Origin of the sequence: Bacillus sp. FSL R9-9497, from assembly GCF_038005805.1 — a bacterium.
Taxonomy (GTDB): domain Bacteria; phylum Bacillota; class Bacilli; order Bacillales; family Bacillaceae_G; genus Bacillus_A; species Bacillus_A cereus.
In genome coordinates this window covers 3008858-3032281 of record NZ_JBBOTY010000001.1, presented here as the reverse complement: position 1 = coordinate 3032281, position 23424 = coordinate 3008858, and the positions used below count along the sequence as shown (strand labels likewise).

The window sequence follows — 23424 nt, the reverse complement described above, 5'->3', positions numbered from 1 at the left end:
GTATACTATCTCAAGATTTTTTCATTGGGTTCGTATGTCAGAGAAAGAGTGGGAAGAATGAGTTGGTGGAAGTCAAGAGACAAACAAGTGAAAAAAAATAATATTCAAAGTAAAACGAAACAAGAGCATAAACCATCTCAAAATACAAACGTTCATTTCACAAATGATTTTGCCTCTAACTTAGAACTTATAAAGCAACAAATCGGACATAATTCTGATGTTCGATTTCGGAAGTTTAATATTGGACGCACAGATATTCAGGCTGGGATCGTTTTTGTTGATGGTCTATCAGATAAAGAGATAATTGACAAACATATTATGAAATTACTAATGGATGATTTTTCTGATGAATATAAAAATGAATCTTCTTATGTGGAGGGGACTGTTTCAAAAGAATATATTAAAAATAAAGTTCTTACAATTAGTGAAGTAGCAGAAGTCCATTACATAAAAGATTTAATACCCAAAGTATTGATAGGTTCAACAGCTCTTTTAATTGATGGTTTAGCAGATGTGTTTATTCTTGGTACAACAAAAGCAAATAAACGAAACATTGAAGAACCAGTATCGGAGGCATTAGTCAGAGGGCCACGGGTCGGTTTTACTGAAGTATTAAGTGATAATACCTCACTTTTGCGACGACACTGTGCGGATGAGAGCTTATCATTAGTAAAGCTACCAGTAGGAGAACGTGCAAAGAAAGAGTTAGTCGTCGCATTTATTAAAGATCTTGCTAGTACAGAATTGGTGGATGAAATAAAAAACAGAATTCAGAAAATTGACATAGACAGTGTACTCGAATCTGGTTATATAGAGCAACTTATTGAAGATAATTATCTCAGTCCTTTTCCGCAGATTCAAAATACAGAACGACCTGATCGTGTTATTAGTGCTTTGATGGAAGGTCGAGTAGCTATTTTGTTAGATGGAACACCATTTGTTTTAATTGCTCCAGTTACATTTAGTATGCTGCTGCAATCACCAGAAGATTATTATGAAAGGTGGCTTCCTGGTACGCTTCTCCGCTTATTACGCTTCATGACAGCTTTTGTTTCATTATTTGCTCCAGCACTGTATATTTCTTTTATTTCATTTCATCCAGGATTAATTCCCACTAAGCTCGCTATTTCTATTATCGGATCGCGAGAAGGAGTTCCTTTTCCCGCTTTAATAGAAGCGTTAATTATGGAAGTAGCTATCGAAGTTTTACGAGAAGCAGGTTTACGTCTGCCTAAACCGATTGGACCGGCAATGGGAATTGTGGGCGGTTTAATAATTGGTCAGGCTGCCGTAGAAGCAGGAATTGTTAGTCCAATAATGGTTATCGTTGTTGCGGTAACAGCTATTTCTTCTTTTACTATTCCGCAATATAGTGTGGGAATTACGTTACGCATTCTTCGTTTTGTAGCTATGTTTTGTGCTGCGATATTTGGATTGTATGGAGTTATTCTCTTCTTTCTTTTACTTTGCAGTCATTTAGTGAAACTGAAAAGTTTTGGCGTTCCTTATACCAGCCCTGCTGTTCCATATCGATTCAGTGATTGGAAAGATTTTATGGTTCGCATGCCATTAAAAATAATGAGACGTCGACCGAAAATAATGCATACCAAAAAAACTATCCGCAAAAGGTAGCTGATGACGAAAGGAAGTGGCCTTCAGTGATTACTATACCTAAAGACCGAATAACAACTTCACAAGCAGTTGTTATTATTGTAAATTACATACTTGGGACAGGAATTCTTACTTTGCCCAGAGCATCTGTGGAAAAAGTGAAAACACCAGATGTATGGTTAAGTGTGATATTAGGTGGGATACTCGCAATGGTTTCAGGAGTAATTATGGTCAAATTAAGTCAGCAGTTTCCAGAAAAAACATTTTACCAATACAGTCAAGATATTGTAGGGAAATGGATAGGCAGATTGCTTAGTTTTCTTATTATAGGGTATTTTCTTACAACTTCAGCATTTCAAATTCGTTCAATGGCAGAAGTAATAAGCTTTTTTTTGCTCGAAGGAACCCCCACATGGGCTATTGTTATGCCTTTTATGTGGATAGGTCTCTATTTGATTATGGGTGGTATTAATTCAATTGCACGGATGTTTGAAATAATATTTCCTATTACTGTTTTTATTTTTTTAATCATTTCCTTTATGAGTATCGGAATATTCGAGATAGATAATCTCCGTCCCGTATTAGGTTTGGGAATTAAACCAGTGTTAGATGGGATAAAAACAACGTCTCTCGCATATACAGGTCCTGAAATTATGTTAATTCTTTTGGTATTTATGGAACAACGAAAGAAAGCAGTAAAAGCTATTTTAGTTGGAATTTCTATTCCGTTAATCTTTTATGTAATAACTGTTGTAATGGTCATTGGTGCATTATCAATTGATGGGGTTGTAACAAGAACATGGCCGACAATTGACCTTATGCGCAGTTTTGAAATTTCTGGTTTGATATTTGAACGTTTTGAATCTTTACTGCTTGTAATATGGATTATGCAAATATTTGCTACCTATACGATTAGTTATTATGCAGCTGCATTAGGATTAGCGCAACTCTTTAAAAAGAGTATTCATCCGTTTATTTTTGCTTTGATTCCAATCATTTACATCATTGCTATGACTTCGAAAAATATAAATGACTTGCTTAAATTGGGGGATATGCTCGGTAATGTTGCATTATTTTTATTTGGTTTACTACCACTGCTTCTTCTTATTATTACGCGATTAAAAGGAGGAGTAGTGTGAAACATAAATTTAATTATATGCGGTTCTATTTGGCTTTGTTATGGACGCTTTTGCTTCTATTTTTAACAGGATGTTGGAGCAGTAAAGAAGTAGAAGAGTTGAGCTTAACTGCAGGTATAGCACTAGATAAAGGGAAGGATTCAACAATTGAGAAAGAGGATGAGGAAGGAGGTTATCCTAAAAGAAATCTTATAACAGCTACTTATCAAATTGTTAGTTCGCAAGCACAAAGTAAAGGAAATGGACAACAAAAACGTTATATAAATGTTTCTGAGACCGGTGATTCCATTCATCAAATTGTTCGTGAGTTTTCATTGAAAAGAGAGAGCACAATGTTCAGCCCACATTTAAAAAACATTGTTATTAGTGATAATCTTGTACGTACATACAGTTTAGAACAATTACTTGAACAGTATCTCCGTGACAATGAAGTTCGGCTTAGCTGTATGCTCTTAATTAGCAAGGGTCTAGCGAAGGAGGTACTGGAATCAAACAAAAAAGGAGAAATCCCAGCATTTCGTTTGTCTGGAATTGCAGATAATAGAAATAGAACAACAAGGATTTTACCTCCTGTATCGCTCGCTAAATTGGAAGGAAAGATGCGGTCAGGGTCCAGTTTTCTTTTGCAAAATGTAATCTCGATAAAAGGAGAAACGAAATTTGCAGGAGCTGCTGTAATTAAAGGAAAGACAAAAAAGCTGATGGGCTTTTTAAATGAACAGGAATTGGAAGGAGTAGTATGGATAAACGGAAAAAGGAATGGTGGTGTGGTAAAAACTTTTGATAAAGAATCAAAGAAACTCATTATATACGAAATAAAGTCAATAAAAAGCAAAATCATACCACATGTTAACGGAAATAATATTTCCTTTGATGTAAACATTGAATCAGAAGGGCGTTTGTCTGAAAATTGGATACAATCAGGAAAAGATTTTGAAAGTGAATTTTTAAAAAGGGAAGAAAAAGCCATTGAAAAAGAAGTAAAGCACTTAGTACATCATGTTACAAAAAAAATACAAAAAGAATACCAAGTCGATATTGCGGGTTTTGGCAACCAATTAAGAATTAAACACCCGAGAACATGGGAGAAAGTCAAAAAAAATTGGGATCAAACATTTAGTAAGGTACCGATTAAATATCATATAAATGTAACTATACAAGATTATGGAGCGTCAAGTTTAAAACGGTGAGATACCTTAATTGAAATTATATTTGCATCAAAACAAAAAGTTACAAAAATTTTAATTTAAAAATTTTTGTAACTTTTTGTTTTTTTATGTCTTTCTTATTATAGATTAAAGAAATGATTTTATCCGGCTATTTGCCGGGCAGTAAGACCCCCACCTCAAAATTCAGCGAAAGCAAAGAAGTTATTAGAGGTATATGTAAGCTCTATATAGGAAGGAGAATTTTGAAATTCTATTGATAAACCAAGTAATTGTAATAGCCCTTATTTAGAATAATAATTTCAAAATCAATAAAATTTAGAGTAGAAGGAGCAAGAGCAAATTATTATGAATAAACAAATAGGATTCATCGGATGTGGAAACATGGGTATTGCTATGATAGGTGGGATGATAAAAAAAAATATAGTTTCTCCAGATCAAATAATTTGTTCAGATTTAAACGTCATTAATTTAAAAAATGCTAGTAATGAATATGGCATAACTATAACTACTAACAACAATGAAGTCGCTAACAGTGCTGACATTTTAATTTTATCAATCAAACCAGATTTATACTCATCGGTAATTAACCAAATAAAAGATCAAATAAAAAATGATGTAATCGTTGTAACTATTGCTGCAGGAAAAAGTATTAAGAGCACTGAGAATGAATTTGGTAGAAAGTTAAAGGTTGTTAGAGTAATGCCTAATACACCGGCACTTGTTGGAGAAGGAATGTCTGCGTTATGTTTTAATGAAATGGTTACAGAAAAAGATATAAAAGAGGTACTGAACATATTTAATATTTTCGGCCAGACGGAGGTCATAAATGAAAAACTAATGGATGTTGTTACATCTATTAGTGGTTCTTCTCCAGCATATGTGTATATGTTTATAGAAGCCATGGCAGATGCTGCTGTACTTGGTGGTATGCCGAGAAAACAAGCTTATAAATTTGCGGCTCAGGCTGTATTAGGTTCTGCAAAAATGGTATTGGAAACAGGAATACATCCAGGTGAATTGAAGGATATGGTTTGTTCCCCAGGTGGAACGACGATAGAAGCTGTAGTAACGCTAGAAGAAAAAGGTTTAAGAACAGCTATCATTTTAGCTATGAAACGTTGTACGCAAAAATCTATGGAAATGTCTAGTTTAACTAGTAAGTGAGAAGCGAATTTATATAATATTTCAAATCTATTTAATGTAAAAGAAATATTATGAGGCTAGTTAATAACTAAGTAAATTTATATACAACACTAACGAGAAGAACCAACCTTATTTTAAAGGGGATACAGAAAATATGAGTAATTTACTAAAAAAGAAATCCGTTACACAATTGTTAGAGCATAATCAAAGCAAGACTTTAACGAAAACATTAGGAGCATTTGATTTAATTATGTTAGGGATAGGCTCGATAGTTGGAACGGGGGTTCTTGTGTTAACTGGATTAGTAGCAGCAAGAGATGCTGGTCCAGCAGTTATTTTTTCATTTATACTTGCAGCAATTATATGTGGATTTATAGCATTATGTTACGCGGAAATTGCTTCTACACTCCCGGCGTCTGGTAGTGTATATACGTACTCATATGCAACAATTGGTGAGTTTGTTGCTCATCTAGTAGGTTGGTCATTGCTGTTAATATATATCGTGGCAACAGCAGCTGTCGCTGCTGGATGGACAGGCTATTTCCACAATTTAATAAAGGGATTTGGATTAGAGATACCTAAAGCTCTAGTAACAATTCCTTCGCATGGTGGTATTGTGAATCTACCAGCAGTAATCATTACATTGATATTAGCATGGATGTTATCCCGTGGTACGAGGGAAAGCAAACGAATCAATAATACAATGGTATTGATTAAAATTGGAATGATTTTGTTGTTTATTACGGTTGGTATATTCTATGTAAAACCAATGAACTGGATACCAATTGCACCATACGGTTTAAGTGGAGTTTTTACGGGTGGAGCAGCTATTTTATTCGCTTTTACGGGTTTTGATATATTAGCAACTTCAGCAGAAGAAGTAAAAGATCCGAAACGTAATCTTCCAATCGGTATTATTGCATCATTAATCATATGTACAATTATTTATGTTATGGTATGCCTTGTTATGACAGGAATGGTTTCCTATAAAGAATTAAATGTTCCTGAGGCAATGGCTTATGTAATGGAAGTTGTAGGACAAGGAAAAGTCGCTGGTGCAATTGCTGCAGGTGCTGTAATTGGCCTTATGGCTGTTATTTTTTCCAATATGTATGCGGCAACACGAGTATTCTTTGCAATGAGTCGTGATGGATTGTTACCGAAATCATTTGCGAAAGTTAATAAGAAAACTGGAGCACCCACTTTTATAACTGGATTGGCAGGAATAGGGAGCTCTATAATAGCTGGGTTTATTGATTTGAAAGAATTAGTTAATTTAGTTAATATCGGTAGTTTGGTGACGTTTGCGTTAGTTTGTCTATCAGTTATTATTCTACGTAAATCACACCCAAATTTAAAACGTGGATTTATGGTACCTTTTGTACCTGTATTACCATGCGTTGCAATTGTATGCTGTGTGTTTTTAATGCTAAATTTACCGTTAAGGACATGGGTGTACTTTAGTATTTGGATTACTATTGGGGTAGTAATATATTTCCTTTATTCGATAAAACACAGTAATTTAAATGAGGAAACGATCTCGAAATTACATGATAAAATTGCGAGATAATAACGATAGAAAATTTTATTAATAATCATATTGATAGTTGAGGAACATAGAAACAGTTTTTTGACATTTAGCAAGAGATAAAATAAGAGATGCTAGGGCAGCTAAGTACTTTTTTAGAAACCTTGCTTGTTTTTTACGATTTAAAACTGCTAAGGAGAGAGAAGTATGAGTGAATTGCATTTTATGAGTATAGAAGAATTAGATAATAAATTGAAAAAATCTGACAGTGGTATTTATTTCATTAAAGATTATAATGACAATATTATTTATGTAGGCAAGGCTTTTAGTATAAAAAGTAGAGTATTAGCTCATTTTAATAGTTATTCCAATATTGAGGAATATGTCCATTTATTTAATAAAGTAGCGTATCTCATTGAAGATAGTTTGTTAAAACGCTCATTGTTACAAGTTACTTATATGATTAAATATAAACCAGTATTAAACAAAGAAGTACAAAAAGAATTCCCAGAGTTGTATACTCAATACATTAAGCAGACAAATAAAAAATCTATGTTGTTAGAAATTGATGAAGCTAAAGAAAAAGGGGATGAGTTAAAGAATAAATTAGTAAAATTAGTGGGTGGAAAAACTATGTTTTATGACATAATTTCTCTGTTAAACAATGGATATAACTATCATGTCCTCGCAAAAGTATTGAACATTGAACTTCAAACTTTAATTATAATAAAAGAACACCGAAATAAATTCCCGATACCACATAATTATAAGAGGACAATAAAACATCAAGATATAATGTATGCTTTATCTGGAAAAAAGAATTTAAGTACTTCAAGGTTAAACACTTAACTTTAAAATAGTAAATTCGTTGCTTTTGTAGCTTTTATTGTTATATTGAAATGCAATGTACATTTGTGTTTCAAATTCAATTGGTGGAATAAGGGGAGGGAAAGGGTTTCTATAAAAATACTGGAATAAATTAGGTTGCTCATGCATAAATAGCATAATTAGGTACATGTTATTTATAAATATTCAAAGATGAGAAAGTAATACAAATGAAATTCTTATTTCTGCTACTACAAGTACTATTGAGCAAATGAAGTATGAAATTGCTTTTGAACTAGGAGTCACACTGGGACCTGATACATCACATCATCTGCAAATGGTTCGGATCGGTGGAGAGATTACAAAACGCTTAGTTCGAATGGCTGAAAAACAGTTAACAGGTCAATACAGAGTACACTAAGAAAATAATCCGTATATATATGGATTATTTTTCCTTTAATTTACAAAAAAAAAATTCGAAATTGAAAAAACCTCTCATATTCCTTTGTAATAAACTTTTTTAGTTGTGTTAATGGAATAGGTATCAAAAGATAATAAACCCGATACGAACGATGTGTGAGCCTTTAAAAGAGTTTTGGTGTTATTTTCAATTTTAATTTCATAATACTTAAGCCGATATAATAAAATGTTTTATGTCTAAATTGATATAAAGTAATAATTATTAAGTGATATTTCTTTTTTATAGAATAAGTAAAAACTGATATTGTAGTAATTACTGTTTTGAGGTCAATTTACTGTGCACCTTAATTATTGAAGTTTTTTTGTTGATTAAAAACTATTGTATTTGGAAATTAATAATAAGTTTATCCCGCTATTTGCCGGGCAGTAAGACCTCCACCTCAAAATTCAGCGGAAGCAAAGAAGTTAGGTGGGGGGCGGGCTGCCCGTAAAAGCCCGATTGGTGAGAGCTAATAATCAGTGGGGGATGAACAAAACCCCCACTGATTAAAGTTTCACTTTATGTGATGCGGTAATAAAACTATCTAGTTTGCTATTCTTAGTATTTGTAAAGTCTATATATTTTTCCTCTTTTGTGGAAAGTAAAACTATTGTTACGACTAGTAATATAGTGTCATGTTTTTGAATATTCCATTCGTTTTTTATTTTTAGTTGATGAAAAGACCTTTCTCTCAATTAAATATTTAATTGAGTACTTGAATTTCCTCCACCTTGTACTTTTCAAAGCATAGTGCTTCAAAAATAGCCGTATCGCTTTCATCTGTTTCCAATTTCACAACTTCTTTATTATCTTTTTCTAAAATTTGGAGCAAAATAGTTTTTCAGTTTCACATTTAAATTAGCAGTATTTATTTTTTGAATTCAATTTGTATAAATGATTGAATTGGAACTTTGACTGTTGTTTCTTGCGGTGGTACAGTATCTCCTGTTACTTTCGCTTTATTTTAAATCTTTTTCCAGCTTGGTCCTCGCATTGACTACCACTGTATTTTGAAGTACTTCACTGTTTTCTCAAGTTCAATAATTATATTTTGTAGAATTAAGAAAAGAACTTAGTGTATTTCCTTTACTTATCTACTCTGATATTTAGATGCTAACTACAATTAAATAATATATGATTTTTATAAAAAAGATATAGTAATATTTTGTTGTGAATTGTACTAATTTGATATTTTATAGTATTATTTGTCGTGAATTATATATAACAAAATATATTTTATGGATCTATAAAGGAGAATGTAATGAATACTTCTATCGATATACAACACTTGTGTGATCTTGCACATAAAGCATTTAATGCCCCTGTACATATTTTATCTGCAGACAGAAAAATTTTATATCATTCTACATCTGATAATGTTTGTAGTCCTTTTTATTCTTCAAAAGAAGAACATCTTAGTGATATTTATCAAGAAAACGATCCCTGTAACTTGCCACTTTTTCGAAGCAACAACTATCTTGAAAATTTTGTTCTAATTCATATAGAAAATCATGATGATATTAAAGGGACTATTATAATCGGTCCTACTATACATTCAAAAGATTCAGATGATATGATCATAAAATTTCAGAAAGAATTTAAATCAAATGATAACATTCAAGAAAGACTTGCCTATTATCAGTGTTTATCTGAGATTAAAAAAACTACATTAATTGATATGGGAATTTTATTACATTACATGATCTTCAATGAAAAGTTAGATGTAGATATTGTCTTGGAAAAAAATAAAGTACTAGAGGAAACTCCTAATAAAAATGTGAAACCTGATTTATATATTTTAAAACGTCGACAAAACAAACCTAAAACGCACAATATGGCATTAGTAAATGATTTCTTTTCGACTATCAAAGAAGGAAATAAAAAAAAGTTAATACAGTATATGTATGCGGTTTCGCAAGAAGATGTTGAACTTATGCTAGTAGAGGATCCGCTCAGGAATCAAAAAAACCTTGGAATTATTGCGATTACCTTAGCCACTCGATATGCAATAGAAGGAAATCTGCCACCAGATATTGCTTTTGCCCATAGTATTTTATATATACAAACCCTAGAACAATTAGATAATGTAGAATCTGTAAAGCGATTATCAGGGGACGCTTTACGTACCTTTGCAGATCGTGTGAAAGAATACAATGCAAAAAAGTATTCTTACGCGGTTACTACATGTATAAAACATATTAATAAAAATGTTTACGATGGAATATCTCTGAATGAACTTGCTAATCATTTAGAAATTACGCCTACTTATCTGTCTAAACTATTTAAAAAAGAAATGGGAATTACTTTAAGCGAATATATTCAAAGGGAACGAGTGGAAGAAGCAAAGAAATTATTAACCCTCACTACTTATTCGTTATCAGATATCTGTGCTTGGCTTAACTTTAATGACCAAAGTTATTTTATAAGAGTTTTCAAAAAAATCACTAGCATGACTCCTAGGCAGTACCGTGAAAAATATACAATAATATAAGCTTGTTATTTGCTGTCTCCAATGTAAAGACTTAAACATGGGTGTAAGTATCCCAAAAGATGAAAATACTGGACTTATTACGCTAGAAAGAGTTTGTGATTTGTCTAGAAAAAGAACTTGTATTCAAATAGACGTATGAGATTAACCAGATATTATCTTGTTAGCGGAACAGTTTCAATTTTTAGGAGTTAGAAAAATAATGGAGAAACAAAGTATATCTATTTTTTTAATAACAATCATGTGCTGAATTTATCGGTATAGTTCTGAATCAGATAAACTAGTCTGATGTCAGCTCAAACAAATAGCTCTTGAAGACTTTATAAACACATATGTGAGCAAAAGCTCAATGGAAATCTTTGTACCATATTGTTAATTTGAAAAAATACACTAACCGTTATTTTGCTAAAGGAAATAAAAAGACAGAAGGCTGCAAAGTGTTCCAAGGAAGCTTTGCAGCTTTTTTGTAATTAAAAACCTACGTTTATAACGAAGATAAGTTTATAGACTAATATCTTCATATTAGATATTCATTAATAATGATATTAGGATGTTTTGTAAAAAATCAACAATATAACATATATTACTAAATATATCTACATTTTATGCAATTATACATAAGTAAATAAAGGTAAAAAAGTATAAAAAGACCTATTATATTATTCTATAAGTATTTTTTCTAAAATAAAATTTCTTGGTTGAGCTAAAATAGTTATTTTTAACCGTATACACATTAATTTGTAATCATTCCAATTACAGAAATGAAATTTACGAATAACTATATTTATATAATTTTTTTCGGGACATATTTTTATTTAACAGTAAATTATCGAGCTTAATCGACAAAATTTTTCTATTTACGCATTAAAAATTTAATGTTTTAATGAACAACATAACTGGTATGACCAGACAGAAAGGAGAAGGTTACGCTAATAGGAATTATAGTGAAGTTGTAAGTAACATTATGCCTTTAATAATTTTCTAAATAGTCAATTTATTTATAAGAGGTCAAGAATCAAATTGGTAATAAACGTGTTCTAAGTTTCTGCATAACAAAAGTGAAGTTATTCCGCAATAAAAGTATAAGCAATGTACAGTATAATTTCATCTTTTGTTGTCTAGTAAGGAGTTTGCTGACAAAACTAAGAGGGATATTATCAAATTGAAATTAAACAATGTTATGACAAGATTAACTGTAAGCATTGGTTTATTGATCCTCACGATTCTGTAAGTTAAACCGCAACTTTAGGAAAGAATTAATAATTTACTACTCATAAGGTGCCTGATTCAAATATAGTTAATAAATTTTTGTTATTTATATTTAAAAAAATAGAGTATCGAAATGAGAGATAAATAAAATCCTTACATCCTATTAGAAGTAAAAAACAACGATATTAACGTATCTGAAAGATTTCTCCTTCTTATTCAGTTTACAAAGAGAGCGGTCGTACAAGTTATATGAATTAAGTTATAAAAACAATGGTAAAGGAGTGTACGGAATGAAAACTAAAATAATGACAGGATTATTAGTCACATCCATTGTAACTGGAGCAACTATTCCTATCAATACTCTCGCAACACCAATCGTTCAAGCAGAAACTCAACAAGAAAACATGGATATTTCTTCATCATTACGAAAATTAGGTGCGCATTCTAAATTAGTCCAAACGTATATTGATCAATCTTTAATGAGTCCTAATGTACAGCTAGAGGAAGTCCCAGCTTTAAATACCAATCAATTCCTAATCAAACAAGATATGAAGGAATGGTCATCGGAACTTTATCCACAGTTAATTCTATTAAATTCAAAAAGTAAAGGATTTGTAACAAAATTTAATAGTTATTACCCGACATTAAAATCGTTTGTAGACAATAAAGAAGATAGAGAAGGGTTTTCGGATAGACTTGAAGTACTTCAAGAAATGGCTATGACGAATCAAGAAAATGCGCAACGACAAATCAATGAATTAACAGATCTTAAATTACAGCTTGATAAAAAATTAAAAGATTTTGATACTGATGTGGCAACTGCGCAAGGCATACTAAGTACAGATGGAACAGGAAAAATAGATCAGTTAAAAAATGAAATATTAAATACCAAAAAAGCAATTCAAAATGATTTACAGCAAATTGCATTAATACCAGGAGCTTTAAATGAGCAGGGATTTGCTATATTCAAAGAAGTTTATAGTCTTTCAAAAGAAATTATTGAACCGGCTGCTCAAGCAGGGGTGGCAGCGTATAACAAAGGAAAAGAAATTAACAACTCTATTCTAGAAGCGGAGAAAAAAGCGGCGCAAGAAGCGACAGAACAAGGTAAAACTGCTCTAGAGATTGAATCAGCAAAAAAAGCAGCTCGTGAAGCAATTGAGAAAAGCAAACAAGGTGAAATAGCAGCCGCAGCCGCAGCAAAAACACAAGAGTATGACCTGATGAAAGCCATTGATACCGAAAAGATTAAGAAAACATTTGGCGTTTTTGCTGAAGTAAATAAATTAACAGCAGAACAGCGAGCATATTTAGATGATTTAGAGAAACAAAATCAAAAAATATATGATTTAACAACGAAATTATCAATAGCTGATTTACAAAAATCAATGCTTCTTCTTACACAAAATGATTTGCATACGTTTGCAAATCAAGTAGATGTAGAACTTGATCTACTAAAGCGCTATAAAGAAGATTTAAATCTAATAAAAAATAGCATTACAAAATTATCTACTAATGTTGATACAACTAACGAGCAGTCTCAAAAAGATACATTAAGACAATTAAAAAATGTAATAAGTTACCTTGAAGAACAAGTATATAAATTTTAATATTGCGTTTTTGGGGAATTCATAAAGATTATAAGCATTTAGCGAAAGAAGGAGAATAGTCATGAAAAAATTTCCATTCAAAGTACTAACTTTAGCTACATTAGCAACTGTTATAACTGCTACTACCGGTAACACTATTCATGCATTTGCACAAGAAACGACCGCTCAAGAACAAAAAGTAGGCAATTATGCATTAGGCCCCGAAGGACTGAAGAAAGCATTGGCTGAAACAGGGTCTCATATTCTAGTAATGGATTTATATGCAAAAACAATGATTAAGCAACCAAATGTAAATTTATCTAATATCGATTTAGGGTCAGAGGGGGGAGAGTTGCTCAAAAATATTCACCTTAATCAAGAGCTGTCACGAATCAATGCGAATTACTGGTTAGATACAGCGAAGCCACAGATTCAAAAAACTGCTCGTAATATTGTAAATTACGATGAACAATTTCAAAATTATTACGACACATTAGTAGAAACTGTACAAAAGAAAGATAAGGCAGGTCTAAAAGAGGGTATAAATGATTTAATTACTACAATCAATACAAATTCAAAAGAAGTTACAGATGTGATTAAGATGCTACAAGACTTCAAAGGGAAACTATATCAAAATTCTACAGATTTTAAAAATAATGTTGGTGGTCCAGATGGGAAAGGTGGATTAACTGCAATATTAGCAGGTCAACAGGCAACGATTCCACAACTTCAAGCTGAAATTGAGCAACTTCGTTCTACTCAGAAAAAACATTTTGATGATGTATTAGCATGGTCAATTGGTGGTGGATTGGGAGCAGCTATTTTAGTTATTGCAGCTATTGGAGGAGCGGTAGTTATTGTTGTAACTGGCGGTACAGCAACACCGGCTGTTGTTGGTGGACTCTCGGCTCTTGGTGCAGCTGGTATTGGTCTAGGAACAGCGGCTGGTGTCACAGCATCTAAGCATATGGACTCCTATAATGAAATTTCTAACAAAATCGGAGAATTAAGTATGAAAGCAGATCGTGCTAATCAAGCAGTTCTTTCGCTTACTAACGCGAAAGAAACATTGGCATATTTATATCAGACTGTAGATCAAGCGATATTGTCTCTAACAAATATTCAAAAGCAATGGAATACAATGGGTGCAAATTATACAGATTTATTGGATAATATCGATTCTATGCAAGACCACAAATTCTCTTTAATACCAGATGATTTAAAAGCCGCTAAAGAAAGTTGGAATGATATTCATAAAGATGCAGAATTCATTTCAAAAGATATTGCTTTTAAACAGGAGTAGAACTGAAATTTAAAACCTAAATTGGAGGAAAATGAAATGATAAAAAAAATCCCTTACAAATTACTCGCTGTATCGACGTTATTAACTATTACAACTGCTAATGTAGTTTCACCAGTAACAACTTTTGCAAGTGAAATTGAACAAACGAACAATGAAGATACAGCACTTTCTGCAAATGAAGTGAGAATGAAAGAGACCTTGCAAAAGGCTGGATTATTTGCAAAATCTATGAATGCCTATTCTTATATGTTAATTAAGAATCCTGATGTGAATTTTGAGGGAATTACCATTAATGGGTATGTAGATTTACCTGGTAGAATCGTACAAGATCAAAAGAATGCAAGGGCACATGCCGTTACTTGGGATACGAAAGTAAAAAAACAGCTTTTAGATACATTGAATGGTATTGTTGAATACGATACAACATTTGATAATTATTATGAAACAATGATAGAGGCGATTAATACAGGAGATGGAGAAACTTTAAAAGAAGGGATTACAGATTTACGAGGTGAAATTCAACAAAATCAAAAGTATGCACAACAACTAATAGAAGAATTAACTAAATTAAGAGACTCTATTGGACACGATGTTAGAGCATTTGGAAGTAATAAAGAGCTCTTGCAGTCAATTTTAAAAAATCAAGGTGCAGATGTTGATGCCGATCAAAAGCGTCTAGAAGAAGTATTAGGATCAGTAAACTATTATAAACAATTAGAATCTGATGGGTTTAATGTAATGAAGGGCGCTATTTTGGGTCTACCAATAATTGGCGGTATCATAGTGGGAGTAGCAAGGGATAATTTAGGTAAGTTAGAGCCTTTATTAGCAGAATTACGTCAGACCGTGGATTATAAAGTAACCTTAAATCGTGTAGTTGGAGTTGCTTACAGTAATATTAATGAAATGCACAAGGCGCTTGATGATGCTATTAACGCTCTTACTTATATGTCCACGCAGTGGCATGATTTAGATTCTCAATATTCGGGCGTTCTAGGGCATATTGAGAATGCAGCTCAAAAAGCCGATCAAAATAAATTTAAATTCTTAAAACCTAATTTAAATGCAGCGAAAGACAGTTGGAAAACATTACGAACAGATGCTGTTACATTAAAAGAAGGAATAAAGGAATTAAAAGTGGAAACTGTTACTCCACAAAAATAGGGAAATATTAATTCTGTTGTAAAGTGAACTAAAACATAGAAAGTCTATGATTACACTGTTAAACAGAAAAGTAATAATTAATAAATCCTTATATAACAGAAAGGCGGAGTCTCATTAAAGACTTCGCCTTTCAATTATATATAAGTATGATTCGAATAAAAAATAACCTTGTAGTTTAATTGCTTTTTTAAAATTTGCAACAGAATCGGTTAATTTGAAGCTACATTTTCTTTAATACTTAATGATTTGAAGGCTGCTAAAGAAAGTTCAAACGATACTGATAAAAGATGTAGAACTCATTTTGAAAGACATCGCTTTTTAATAAGATTAGAACTTGAAACCATACCTTATATAGGAGGAAAACGAAATGATGAAAAAAATCCCTAATAAACTACTCGCTGTATCAGCGTTTTTAACTATAACAACTACTTATGCAGTCATACCACTAGAAACTTTTGCAATTGAAATTGAACAAACGAACACTGAAAATATGTCTCTTTCAGCAAATGAAGAACAGATGAAAAAAGCTTTGCAAGATGCTGGTTTATTTGCAAAAGCTATGAATGAATATTCTTATTTGCTAATTAATAATCCAGATGTGAGTTTTGAAGGAATAACTATTAATGGAAATGCAGATTTACCTAGTAAAATTGTACAAGATCAAAAGAATGCAAGAGCACATGCTGTTACATGGAATACACAAGTAAAAAAACAGCTTTTTGATACATTGACAGGCATTATAGAATACGATACAAAATTTGAAAATTATTATGAAACATTAGTAGAGGCGATCAATACTGGAAATGGAGATACTTTAAAAAAAGGGATTACAGATTTACAGGGAGGAATTCAACAAAATCAAAAGTCTGCAAAAGCATTAATAGAAGAATTAATTCAATTAAAAAATGCTATTGGAGAAGATGTTAGAACATTTGGAAGTCATAAAGAGACATTGCAATCGATTTTAAAAAACCAAGGTGCTGATGTGGAGGCGGACCAAAAGCGTCTAGAGGACCTTTTAGGACAAGTAAAATATCAGAAAGACATAGAATCTAAGGGGTTAGACATGGTGAAAATCCCCTTTATTCCAACCTTGATTGCTGGTGGCATAATGATAGGTGATGCAAGAGGTAAGTTAGGTTGGCTAGAACCTGAATTAGCAAAATTGCGTCAGACTGTAGATTATAAAATAACATTGAATCGTGTAGTTGGAGTTGCATTTCATAATATTAGTGATATGCATAGTATGCTTGATAGTGCTATCACTGCTCTTACTTATATGTCTACGCAATGGGAGGATTTAGATTCTCAATATTCGGGTGTACTGGGACATATTGATAAAGCTGATCAAAAAGCTGATCAAAATAAATATAAATTCTTAACCCCTAGCTTGAATGCAGCGAAAAACAGTTGGAAAACATTAAAAACAGATGTTGTCACTTTGCAAGAAGGGATAAAAATTGCAGAGAAAAAAGAACAGGATTTTTTGAATCAGCTTCGTCCATCAAACGTTTTCTACTTTTATAAAAAAATTCATAACGCATACACTTTTGAAATAAAGACTGGAACAAATGCGCCAAATGCGTCTTATAAAGTTATGAATTTAACGAAAAACACTGTTCATAATATGTGGAGTGGAGGGGCTAATACTAACATGTGGGCTGATTGGCTTTCATTCAATCCAAATGATGAATTTGCGGTAGTAGCAGTAGTGGATGGTAAAGAATATGTTGTGTATAAAGACAAAGTACAAAATATAATGAACTGAATCTGAAAGTAACGAAGTAATTGGAGCTGGAGAATAAACTAGACACCAAGTTAATCGAAAAATCTCCTTATATCCTAGAATATTTTGCTCAAGAAAAAGTAAATATTGAACCAAGGAGTTAGTTGTATTATGTGTATGGTTTTACCGAAAGGTTTCAAGTACATTACCCATACAATTATGTAGTTATCCTGAAGCATCTACAGGTGTTCTTATCGACCTTGAAGAACTACTTAGCTTCCTAAGTGGAGTGATTTTATGCAAAATTAAGTGAACGTTTTTGTACATAGATTAGTTGACATTCATATAGATTTTTTCCATTTTCAAAGATAGTTTTGTTTTTTATGTTATTTTTCAAAAATTACTGCTGAAATTTCTATATTCATGACTCAGCATATAATCATTGTTTGATGAAATGACATACCACGTCCCTTAGAGTTTCATACGTATTACGATAACTTAAAGAAAAAAGATAATAGTAGTCAACGGTTACTATTATCTTTTTTGAACTATTTTTTATTAAAATATCTCATCTGCTGTGCCCCTTATTTACTTTTCTAGATTTTATCCTAGTTTAAAATTTATGCATTTGAACTGTTTATACAATTTGTAGGATTTTTAGCTTTTTTGTCGAATACACTTAATGCAAGGAGGGACATTACATGATTATTAAAGATTATTTCATCAACCTTTCTATTTTTTCTTTACTAGTTAGCGCAGCAATATTTATTCAAGTGTTTACAATTAATTCTAGTCGATATTTTGAAAAGCTCTATGGAGGGATTATTGCAGTTACGTTAATGTTCTTTTCTTTTCCATACATGGGATTTTCCTACGATCTTCGAGTTGTTCCTCTTATTCTATCTTTTATTTACTTTGGTCGTATTGCTGGTTGGATTACGTTAATTAGCATAATTGTAATGCGTATCTTTTACACAGGAGGGTACTGGGAACCTCCTGTGATTGCTTATTTAGGTATGGGGATTCTATTTTCTACCTTTAAAACTTATTTTAAAAAACTACATCCTTTTAAAAGTGCATCGTTATATTTTTCTGTTTTTATTGGAATAAAGTGGTTAGTTGGCGTATTATTTAATACTACATTACTTTACACAGGAGGCTTATTATATATAGCGTTAGGACTTTTAATTGGGCTATTTCTTATGGAAGCCTACCAGAGATTGTATTATTTAACACAGGACTTATCTAAAATGAATCGAGAATTAAAAAAATCGAAGCAAGAACTTGCAGATACCGTACATGAGCTTCAAGGAGGAATTTTTAAATTTAAAAAAGTGGGTAAGCACTTTATACACACTTTATGTGATGGACAGTTTTATTATCAAAACGGATTTTATTCTGAACAGGTGGTAGGAAAAAGCTTACGTACTATTGATGCTTCTATTGTTCCTCCACATTTAGTTCCACAATTGATGAAGTACTATCTTCAGGCATGGGAAGGAAAAGAAATTATATTTGAATTACCTTGGCCAAATGATAAAACTATTATTCTTATTGCGCTTAGGCCGATTAAACGAAATGGACAAGTTATTGAAGTTGTTGGTTCTACAGTTGATATAACCGAAAGGAAAAAGGTAGAATCAGAATTAAGCGCTACCAAAGAATTATTGGAATCATTTATAAAGCACAATCTAGATGCTATTACCATTTCTGATCGAGAAGGGCATATTTTACAAGCCAATAAAGCTTATGAAAAGATATTTGGGTGGTCATCACAAGAAATCATAGGTAAGAGATTACCTTGTGTACCAGATTTTTTAATGGAAGAATCACTTAAAAATATTCAGAAAATTCTAACAGGTGAATCTGTGGTTACTAGATTAGAAACTGTTAGACAAAGGAGCGATGGGAGTCTTCTTGATGTCAGTCTGACAGTTTCTCCTATACTAGATGTAAGAGGAAATGTGATAGCTTTATCAGCAATATGTAGAGACATCTCTGAAAGAAAACAAGCAGAAAGAGAACGACATCGATTACACCAGCAATTAAGAGATAGTGAAATGAAGTACCGTGCACTAATTGAACAAGCAACTGATGCGGTATATGTAGTAGAGCTGAATGAAGATAATGCTCCAAGTCGATTTATTGAGGTAAACCCTGTTGGGTGTAGAAGATTTGGATATAGTAGAGAAGAGTTGCTCTCATTATCATTTTCAAATATAGTACCACAAGATTCTCAAATAATCGTAAGGTTATTAGAAAAAATTAAAAAGGGACAAACTTCCTTCACTTTGCAAGATGAATATGTTTTTCCAACAGGAAAAGTAATAACAACTGAGTTTAGTGTTCGTGTTTTTAACTTAAATGGTAAAAAAGTTTTCCTAAGTATTTCTCGTGATATCACTGAACGGCTAAAAACAGAAGAATTATTACGAAAATCTGAAAAACTTGCTGTTGTAGGACAATTAGCGACTGTAATGGCTCATGAGATTAATAATCCATTAACTGCAATGAAAGGGTTCATGCAATTACTAAAATCAACGGAAAATGAAAATAATCAAGGTTATATAAATATAGTATCATCAGAGATTGAGCGTATAGAGAGCATAACAACTGAATTTATGGCGGTAGCCAAACCACAGGTGGTAAAAATAAAACCTAATGATATTAGTGTGCTAATGGATCAAGTTTTAATGCTACTACAACCTCAAGCAATGATGAATAATATAAAAATTAGAATCGATCTTAACCCTGGTATTCCATTGATTTCATGTGAAGGAAATCAATTAAAGCAAGTATTTGTTAATATATTAAAAAATGCAATTGAATCTATGCCGATGGGAGGAGAAATTCTGATTCAATTAAATATACTTGATAATAATCAAGTAAGTATTCGTTTTATCGATCAAGGGTGTGGGATTCCAAAAGAACGTATACCATACCTCGGAGAACCTTTTTATAGTATTAAAGAAGAGGGGATTGGCTTAGGGTTAATGATCTGTTATAAAATCATTGAAACACATCAGGGGAAGGTATTTATTGAGAGTGAAGTGAATAAGGGGACTACAGTTGAAGTCACTCTCCCTATTTGTACACTTCAAAATTAAGATATTCTCTTACTGAAATTTTTTAAGAAACCATACAGAATGTAATGCCAATGTTACTTAATGAAATAATAAAGAGAAGAACACTGGTAAATGTACCCTATAGAATAGACACTTGAAAAAGCCTGTTATAAAAACATCCTTTCTTTAGAACCAAAAGAAAGGATGTTTTTAATATTGTAATTTTTCTTGGGGACATTTCAAATTTTTACTTGTAATACATTTTTTAACTAATTTTGGTTAAGTTAGTTAAAAAGGTATTATTTTTAATGAGCATATTGACATATAAATATCCCTCATTTTTAAAATAGAAATTTCTAAAAACTATATATAGGTTCTTTTTGAAAGGAAGGGTATTATCAATTGAAACCACATGAAAAAGTACCTGTTCACTCTATAAAATCTTTGCAGGAATTAATGCAATTACTAAAAAAATCTAAAGATTTTATAACGTTGGAGATCGCTTCAAACAAATCCTCTATAGTCATTTCATATTTTAGAACCTTAATCGATGTAAATATATTTCATGAAGAGGTTTTAACTTATATAAAAGAGAAGAGCTTCGATTCATTACAAGATATTCGGTCTGTCTTACCCTTTGAAAATTCAAAAATAACAAATCAAATGGAAGATATTCAGGATAGTATTTTAAACGGCTATATACTTATTCAGTTCGATACAGATAAATTAAATGGCTTGTTAATCAATGTGGCAAAGAAAGAAAAAAGAGATATTACAAAAGCTGAAATTGAATACAATATCGTGGGTCCACAAATCGCGTTTGTTGAAGATTTAGATGTAAACTTAAATTTAGTACGTAGAAAGCTTCCAACACCTTATTTACAAATGAAGGAATTGAAAGTAGGCTCTCTATCTAACACAACCGTTGCGATTGTATATATTGAGGGAATTGTAAATGATCAAAATCTACAAGAAATTATAAAACGGGTGAGTCTAATAAAAACAGACCACGTTTTGGATAGCACGTATTTGATGCAGTTAATTGCAGACAACCCGAATTCTATATTTCCTCAATTTTTGAATACAGAACGACCAGACCGTGTAGCTGCTGTATTGGCAGAAGGGAAAATTGCACTTTTTGTAGATGGCTCACCTTATGCAATCACTCTTCCAACAACATTAATTGACTTTTTTTCTACGACAGAAGATTACACCATGCCTTGGATTATTGCCTCTTTTTTTCGTCTATTAAGGCTTTTTGCTTTTATGTTTTCTGTCTTAACGACTCCATTATATGTTGCAATCTTAACATATCATTACGAGCTTATTCCAAAAGAACTTCTTGAAACGTTAATCATATCGAGAAGTAAAGTACCTTTTCCTCCATTAATTGAAGCGCTTTTTTTAGAAATAACGATTGAATTACTGAGAGAAGCGGGGGCACGTTTACCAACTAAAGTGGGTCTAACTGTCGGTATAGTAGGTGGTATTGTAATTGGACAGGCATCTGTAGAGGCAAGTCTTACAAGTAATGTACTTATTATTATTGTTGCACTTTCAGCGCTTAGCTCATTTACAGCACCAATATATCGAATTGGTAATACAATTCGAGTAATTCGTTTTCCTTTTATAATATCTGCACACCTGTTGGGTTTATTAGGAATTGTTTTAACAAGCTCTTTGCTTTTAGCACGTTTATTACGTACAGAATCATTAAGACGTCCTTATTTGTTTCCTTTTTATCCTACACGCCCTACAGATTGGAAAGACAGCATTATCCGTTTGCCGATCTCAGCGATGTTTCGACGTCCTATTTTTTCAAGATCTAAACAGCGTTTTCGTTTTAATCCAGAAGAGGTAGAGAAAAATAAAATCAAATCACGAAATGATTTTGATGATTGAAATTAACAGGGAGGAGCATTATGAAACAGATCCCAATTGAGTATCAAGTCTCTCCATATATGGTGTTTTTTTTAATTATTACTATACAGATGGGGGTTGGTATGCTTGGTTTTGAAAGGATTAGTGCAAAATTAGTTGGAAATGATGCGTGGATTAGTACGCTGCTTTTTGGAATATCTGTTAATCTTATGATTTGGATCATATATCAGATTTTAAATCAGGGTAATGGAGATATCATTGCAATCAATCAAGACGTACTTGGAAAATGGATTGGTGGATTGCTTAACTTCATTTTTTTATCCTATATTATATTGTTAGGTGCAACAACACTACATACTTATATCGAAGTAGTACATGTTTGGATGTTTCCTTCTATTTCATCTTGGATTATAGCAGGGGCTTTTTTGGGTCTATGTTATTACATTGTGACTGGAGGATTTCGTGTAGTTGCCGGAATTGGCTTCTTTGGAATCGTTATCCCAAGCATTCTAATCTTCACATTTTTTTATCCTTTGCAGTATGCAGATTTTCAGAATTTATTTCCAATTGCACAGCATTCATTCCTAGAAATCATGAAAGGAATGAAAGGAAATATGTTTAGTTTTTTTGGATTTGAAATGTTATTGTTGTACTACCCATTTATTAAAAAGGCAAGAACCTCTCAAAAATATGCGCACTATGCAAATTTAGTAACGACTATTGTCTACACATACCTTATGATTTTAACTCTTGCGTTTTTTAGTGAAAAACAACTAGCGAGCGCGATATGGGCATATTTAAGCATGATTAAAATTATACAATTTCCCTTTATAGAGCGGTTTGAATACATTATTGTTTCTGTTTGGGCTTTTTTTATATTACCTAACGTTTCCTTTACATTATGGGGAGTAAGTCGTGGTATAAAAGAGGCACTGGGAATAAAGCAAAAATATGTTTTGCCAGTTATCATCCTGTTCATCTTTGTTTTATCATTTTTCTTGAATAACCGTAATAAAATTAACTTATTAAATACTTGGACAGGTCAAATTGGCTTTGTATATATATATGTATACCTACCTATATTATGGCTAATTCAAACCGCCAAAATAAAGTTAAGGAGATAA

16 protein-coding genes and 1 pseudogene are annotated in these 23424 nt (G+C 32.0%); 16 read left to right on the top strand and 1 reads right to left on the bottom strand.

All coding sequences use genetic code 11. The features are described from left to right. Nucleotides 1-57: 57 nt before the first annotated feature. From MKY21_RS15630 to MKY21_RS15600, 7 genes are all read left to right on the top strand, one after another. A complete protein-coding gene (locus MKY21_RS15630) occupies nucleotides 58-1632 on the top strand; it encodes a spore germination protein (protein ID WP_000119234.1) in 1575 nt (524 codons plus the stop codon). Between the two features lie 26 nt (nucleotides 1633-1658). Beyond that, nucleotides 1659-2750, top strand: coding sequence for a spore germination protein (locus tag MKY21_RS15625; RefSeq protein ID WP_000628607.1), 1092 nt, complete (start codon nucleotides 1659-1661; stop codon nucleotides 2748-2750). Beyond that, a complete protein-coding gene (locus MKY21_RS15620; RefSeq protein ID WP_000680792.1) occupies nucleotides 2747-3940 on the top strand; it encodes a Ger(x)C family spore germination protein in 1194 nt (397 codons plus the stop codon). Before MKY21_RS15625 ends, MKY21_RS15620 begins: the two co-directional genes overlap by 4 nt. A gap of 324 nt (nucleotides 3941-4264) precedes the next feature. After that, the gene (gene proC, locus MKY21_RS15615; RefSeq protein WP_046392860.1) at nucleotides 4265-5083 is read left to right on the top strand and encodes a pyrroline-5-carboxylate reductase; all 819 of its coding nucleotides are present in this window, start codon (nucleotides 4265-4267) and stop codon (nucleotides 5081-5083) included. Between the two features lie 133 nt (nucleotides 5084-5216). Next, nucleotides 5217-6632 (top strand): amino acid permease, encoded by a 1416-nt coding sequence (locus MKY21_RS15610; RefSeq protein ID WP_341076741.1) that lies wholly within the window; start codon nucleotides 5217-5219, stop codon nucleotides 6630-6632. 165 nt (nucleotides 6633-6797) lie between these two features. Next, the gene (locus tag MKY21_RS15605; RefSeq protein WP_001292158.1) at nucleotides 6798-7439 is read left to right on the top strand and encodes an excinuclease ABC subunit C; all 642 of its coding nucleotides are present in this window, start codon (nucleotides 6798-6800) and stop codon (nucleotides 7437-7439) included. Between the two features lie 211 nt (nucleotides 7440-7650). Continuing rightward, nucleotides 7651-7836 (top strand): alpha/beta-type small acid-soluble spore protein, encoded by a 186-nt coding sequence (locus MKY21_RS15600; RefSeq protein ID WP_130813691.1) that lies wholly within the window; start codon nucleotides 7651-7653, stop codon nucleotides 7834-7836. 742 nt (nucleotides 7837-8578) lie between these two features. Here MKY21_RS15600 and MKY21_RS15595 read toward each other — a convergent pair. Next, entirely contained in the window at nucleotides 8579-8707 is a 129-nt protein-coding gene (locus MKY21_RS15595; protein ID WP_000939299.1) for a hypothetical protein, read from the bottom strand. 429 nt (nucleotides 8708-9136) lie between these two features. Between MKY21_RS15595 and MKY21_RS15590 the strand changes: the two genes are divergently transcribed. The 9 genes and pseudogenes from MKY21_RS15590 (at nucleotide 9137) to MKY21_RS15550 (ending at nucleotide 23424) form a co-directional block, all read left to right on the top strand. Next, nucleotides 9137-10366, top strand: a complete 1230-nt coding sequence (locus MKY21_RS15590) for a helix-turn-helix domain-containing protein (protein ID WP_001097905.1) — start codon at nucleotides 9137-9139, stop codon at nucleotides 10364-10366. A 1496-nt stretch (nucleotides 10367-11862) separates the two neighbouring features. After that, nucleotides 11863-13182, top strand: coding sequence for a hemolytic enterotoxin HBL lytic component L2 (hblC, locus tag MKY21_RS15585; RefSeq protein WP_341076739.1), 1320 nt, complete (start codon nucleotides 11863-11865; stop codon nucleotides 13180-13182). A 61-nt stretch (nucleotides 13183-13243) separates the two neighbouring features. Then, a complete protein-coding gene (hblD, locus tag MKY21_RS15580) occupies nucleotides 13244-14464 on the top strand; it encodes a hemolytic enterotoxin HBL lytic component L1 (RefSeq protein WP_000714435.1) in 1221 nt (406 codons plus the stop codon). 36 nt (nucleotides 14465-14500) lie between these two features. After that, complete coding sequence (hblA, locus tag MKY21_RS15575; RefSeq protein ID WP_000591968.1) at nucleotides 14501-15628, top strand: hemolysin BL binding component B; 1128 nt, start codon at nucleotides 14501-14503, stop codon at nucleotides 15626-15628. Nucleotides 15629-15995: 367 nt separating this feature from the next. After that, a complete protein-coding gene (gene hblB, locus MKY21_RS15570) occupies nucleotides 15996-17396 on the top strand; it encodes a hemolysin BL regulatory component HblB (RefSeq protein ID WP_000976163.1) in 1401 nt (466 codons plus the stop codon). A gap of 82 nt (nucleotides 17397-17478) precedes the next feature. Next, a pseudogene (locus tag MKY21_RS15565) lies at nucleotides 17479-17625 on the top strand (IS4 family transposase); the annotation flags it as partial. 430 nt (nucleotides 17626-18055) lie between these two features. Beyond that, nucleotides 18056-20461, top strand: coding sequence for a PAS domain S-box protein (locus MKY21_RS15560; RefSeq protein ID WP_000584299.1), 2406 nt, complete (start codon nucleotides 18056-18058; stop codon nucleotides 20459-20461). A 360-nt stretch (nucleotides 20462-20821) separates the two neighbouring features. After that, a complete protein-coding gene (locus tag MKY21_RS15555) occupies nucleotides 20822-22321 on the top strand; it encodes a spore germination protein (protein ID WP_000802295.1) in 1500 nt (499 codons plus the stop codon). A 20-nt stretch (nucleotides 22322-22341) separates the two neighbouring features. Beyond that, nucleotides 22342-23424 carry a GerAB/ArcD/ProY family transporter gene (locus MKY21_RS15550; protein WP_000809701.1) on the top strand — a complete coding sequence of 361 codons (1083 nt, stop codon included), beginning with the start codon at nucleotides 22342-22344 and terminating at the stop codon, nucleotides 23422-23424.

Bases quoted from the DNA above. Each gene is read 5' to 3' on its own strand.
- MKY21_RS15630 (WP_000119234.1), top strand. From the start codon at position 58: ATGAGTTGGTGGAAGTCAAGAGACAAACAAGTGAAAAAAAATAATATT.
- proC (WP_046392860.1), top strand. From the start codon at position 4,265: ATGAATAAACAAATAGGATTCATCGGATGTGGAAACATGGGTATTGCT.
- MKY21_RS15610 (WP_341076741.1), top strand. From the start codon at position 5,217: ATGAGTAATTTACTAAAAAAGAAATCCGTTACACAATTGTTAGAGCAT.
- MKY21_RS15605 (WP_001292158.1), top strand. From the start codon at position 6,798: ATGAGTGAATTGCATTTTATGAGTATAGAAGAATTAGATAATAAATTG.
- MKY21_RS15590 (WP_001097905.1), top strand. From the start codon at position 9,137: ATGAATACTTCTATCGATATACAACACTTGTGTGATCTTGCACATAAA.
- hblC (WP_341076739.1), top strand. From the start codon at position 11,863: ATGAAAACTAAAATAATGACAGGATTATTAGTCACATCCATTGTAACT.
- hblD (WP_000714435.1), top strand. From the start codon at position 13,244: ATGAAAAAATTTCCATTCAAAGTACTAACTTTAGCTACATTAGCAACT.
- hblA (WP_000591968.1), top strand. From the start codon at position 14,501: ATGATAAAAAAAATCCCTTACAAATTACTCGCTGTATCGACGTTATTA.
- hblB (WP_000976163.1), top strand. From the start codon at position 15,996: ATGATGAAAAAAATCCCTAATAAACTACTCGCTGTATCAGCGTTTTTA.
- MKY21_RS15560 (WP_000584299.1), top strand. From the start codon at position 18,056: ATGATTATTAAAGATTATTTCATCAACCTTTCTATTTTTTCTTTACTA.
- MKY21_RS15550 (WP_000809701.1), top strand. From the start codon at position 22,342: ATGAAACAGATCCCAATTGAGTATCAAGTCTCTCCATATATGGTGTTT.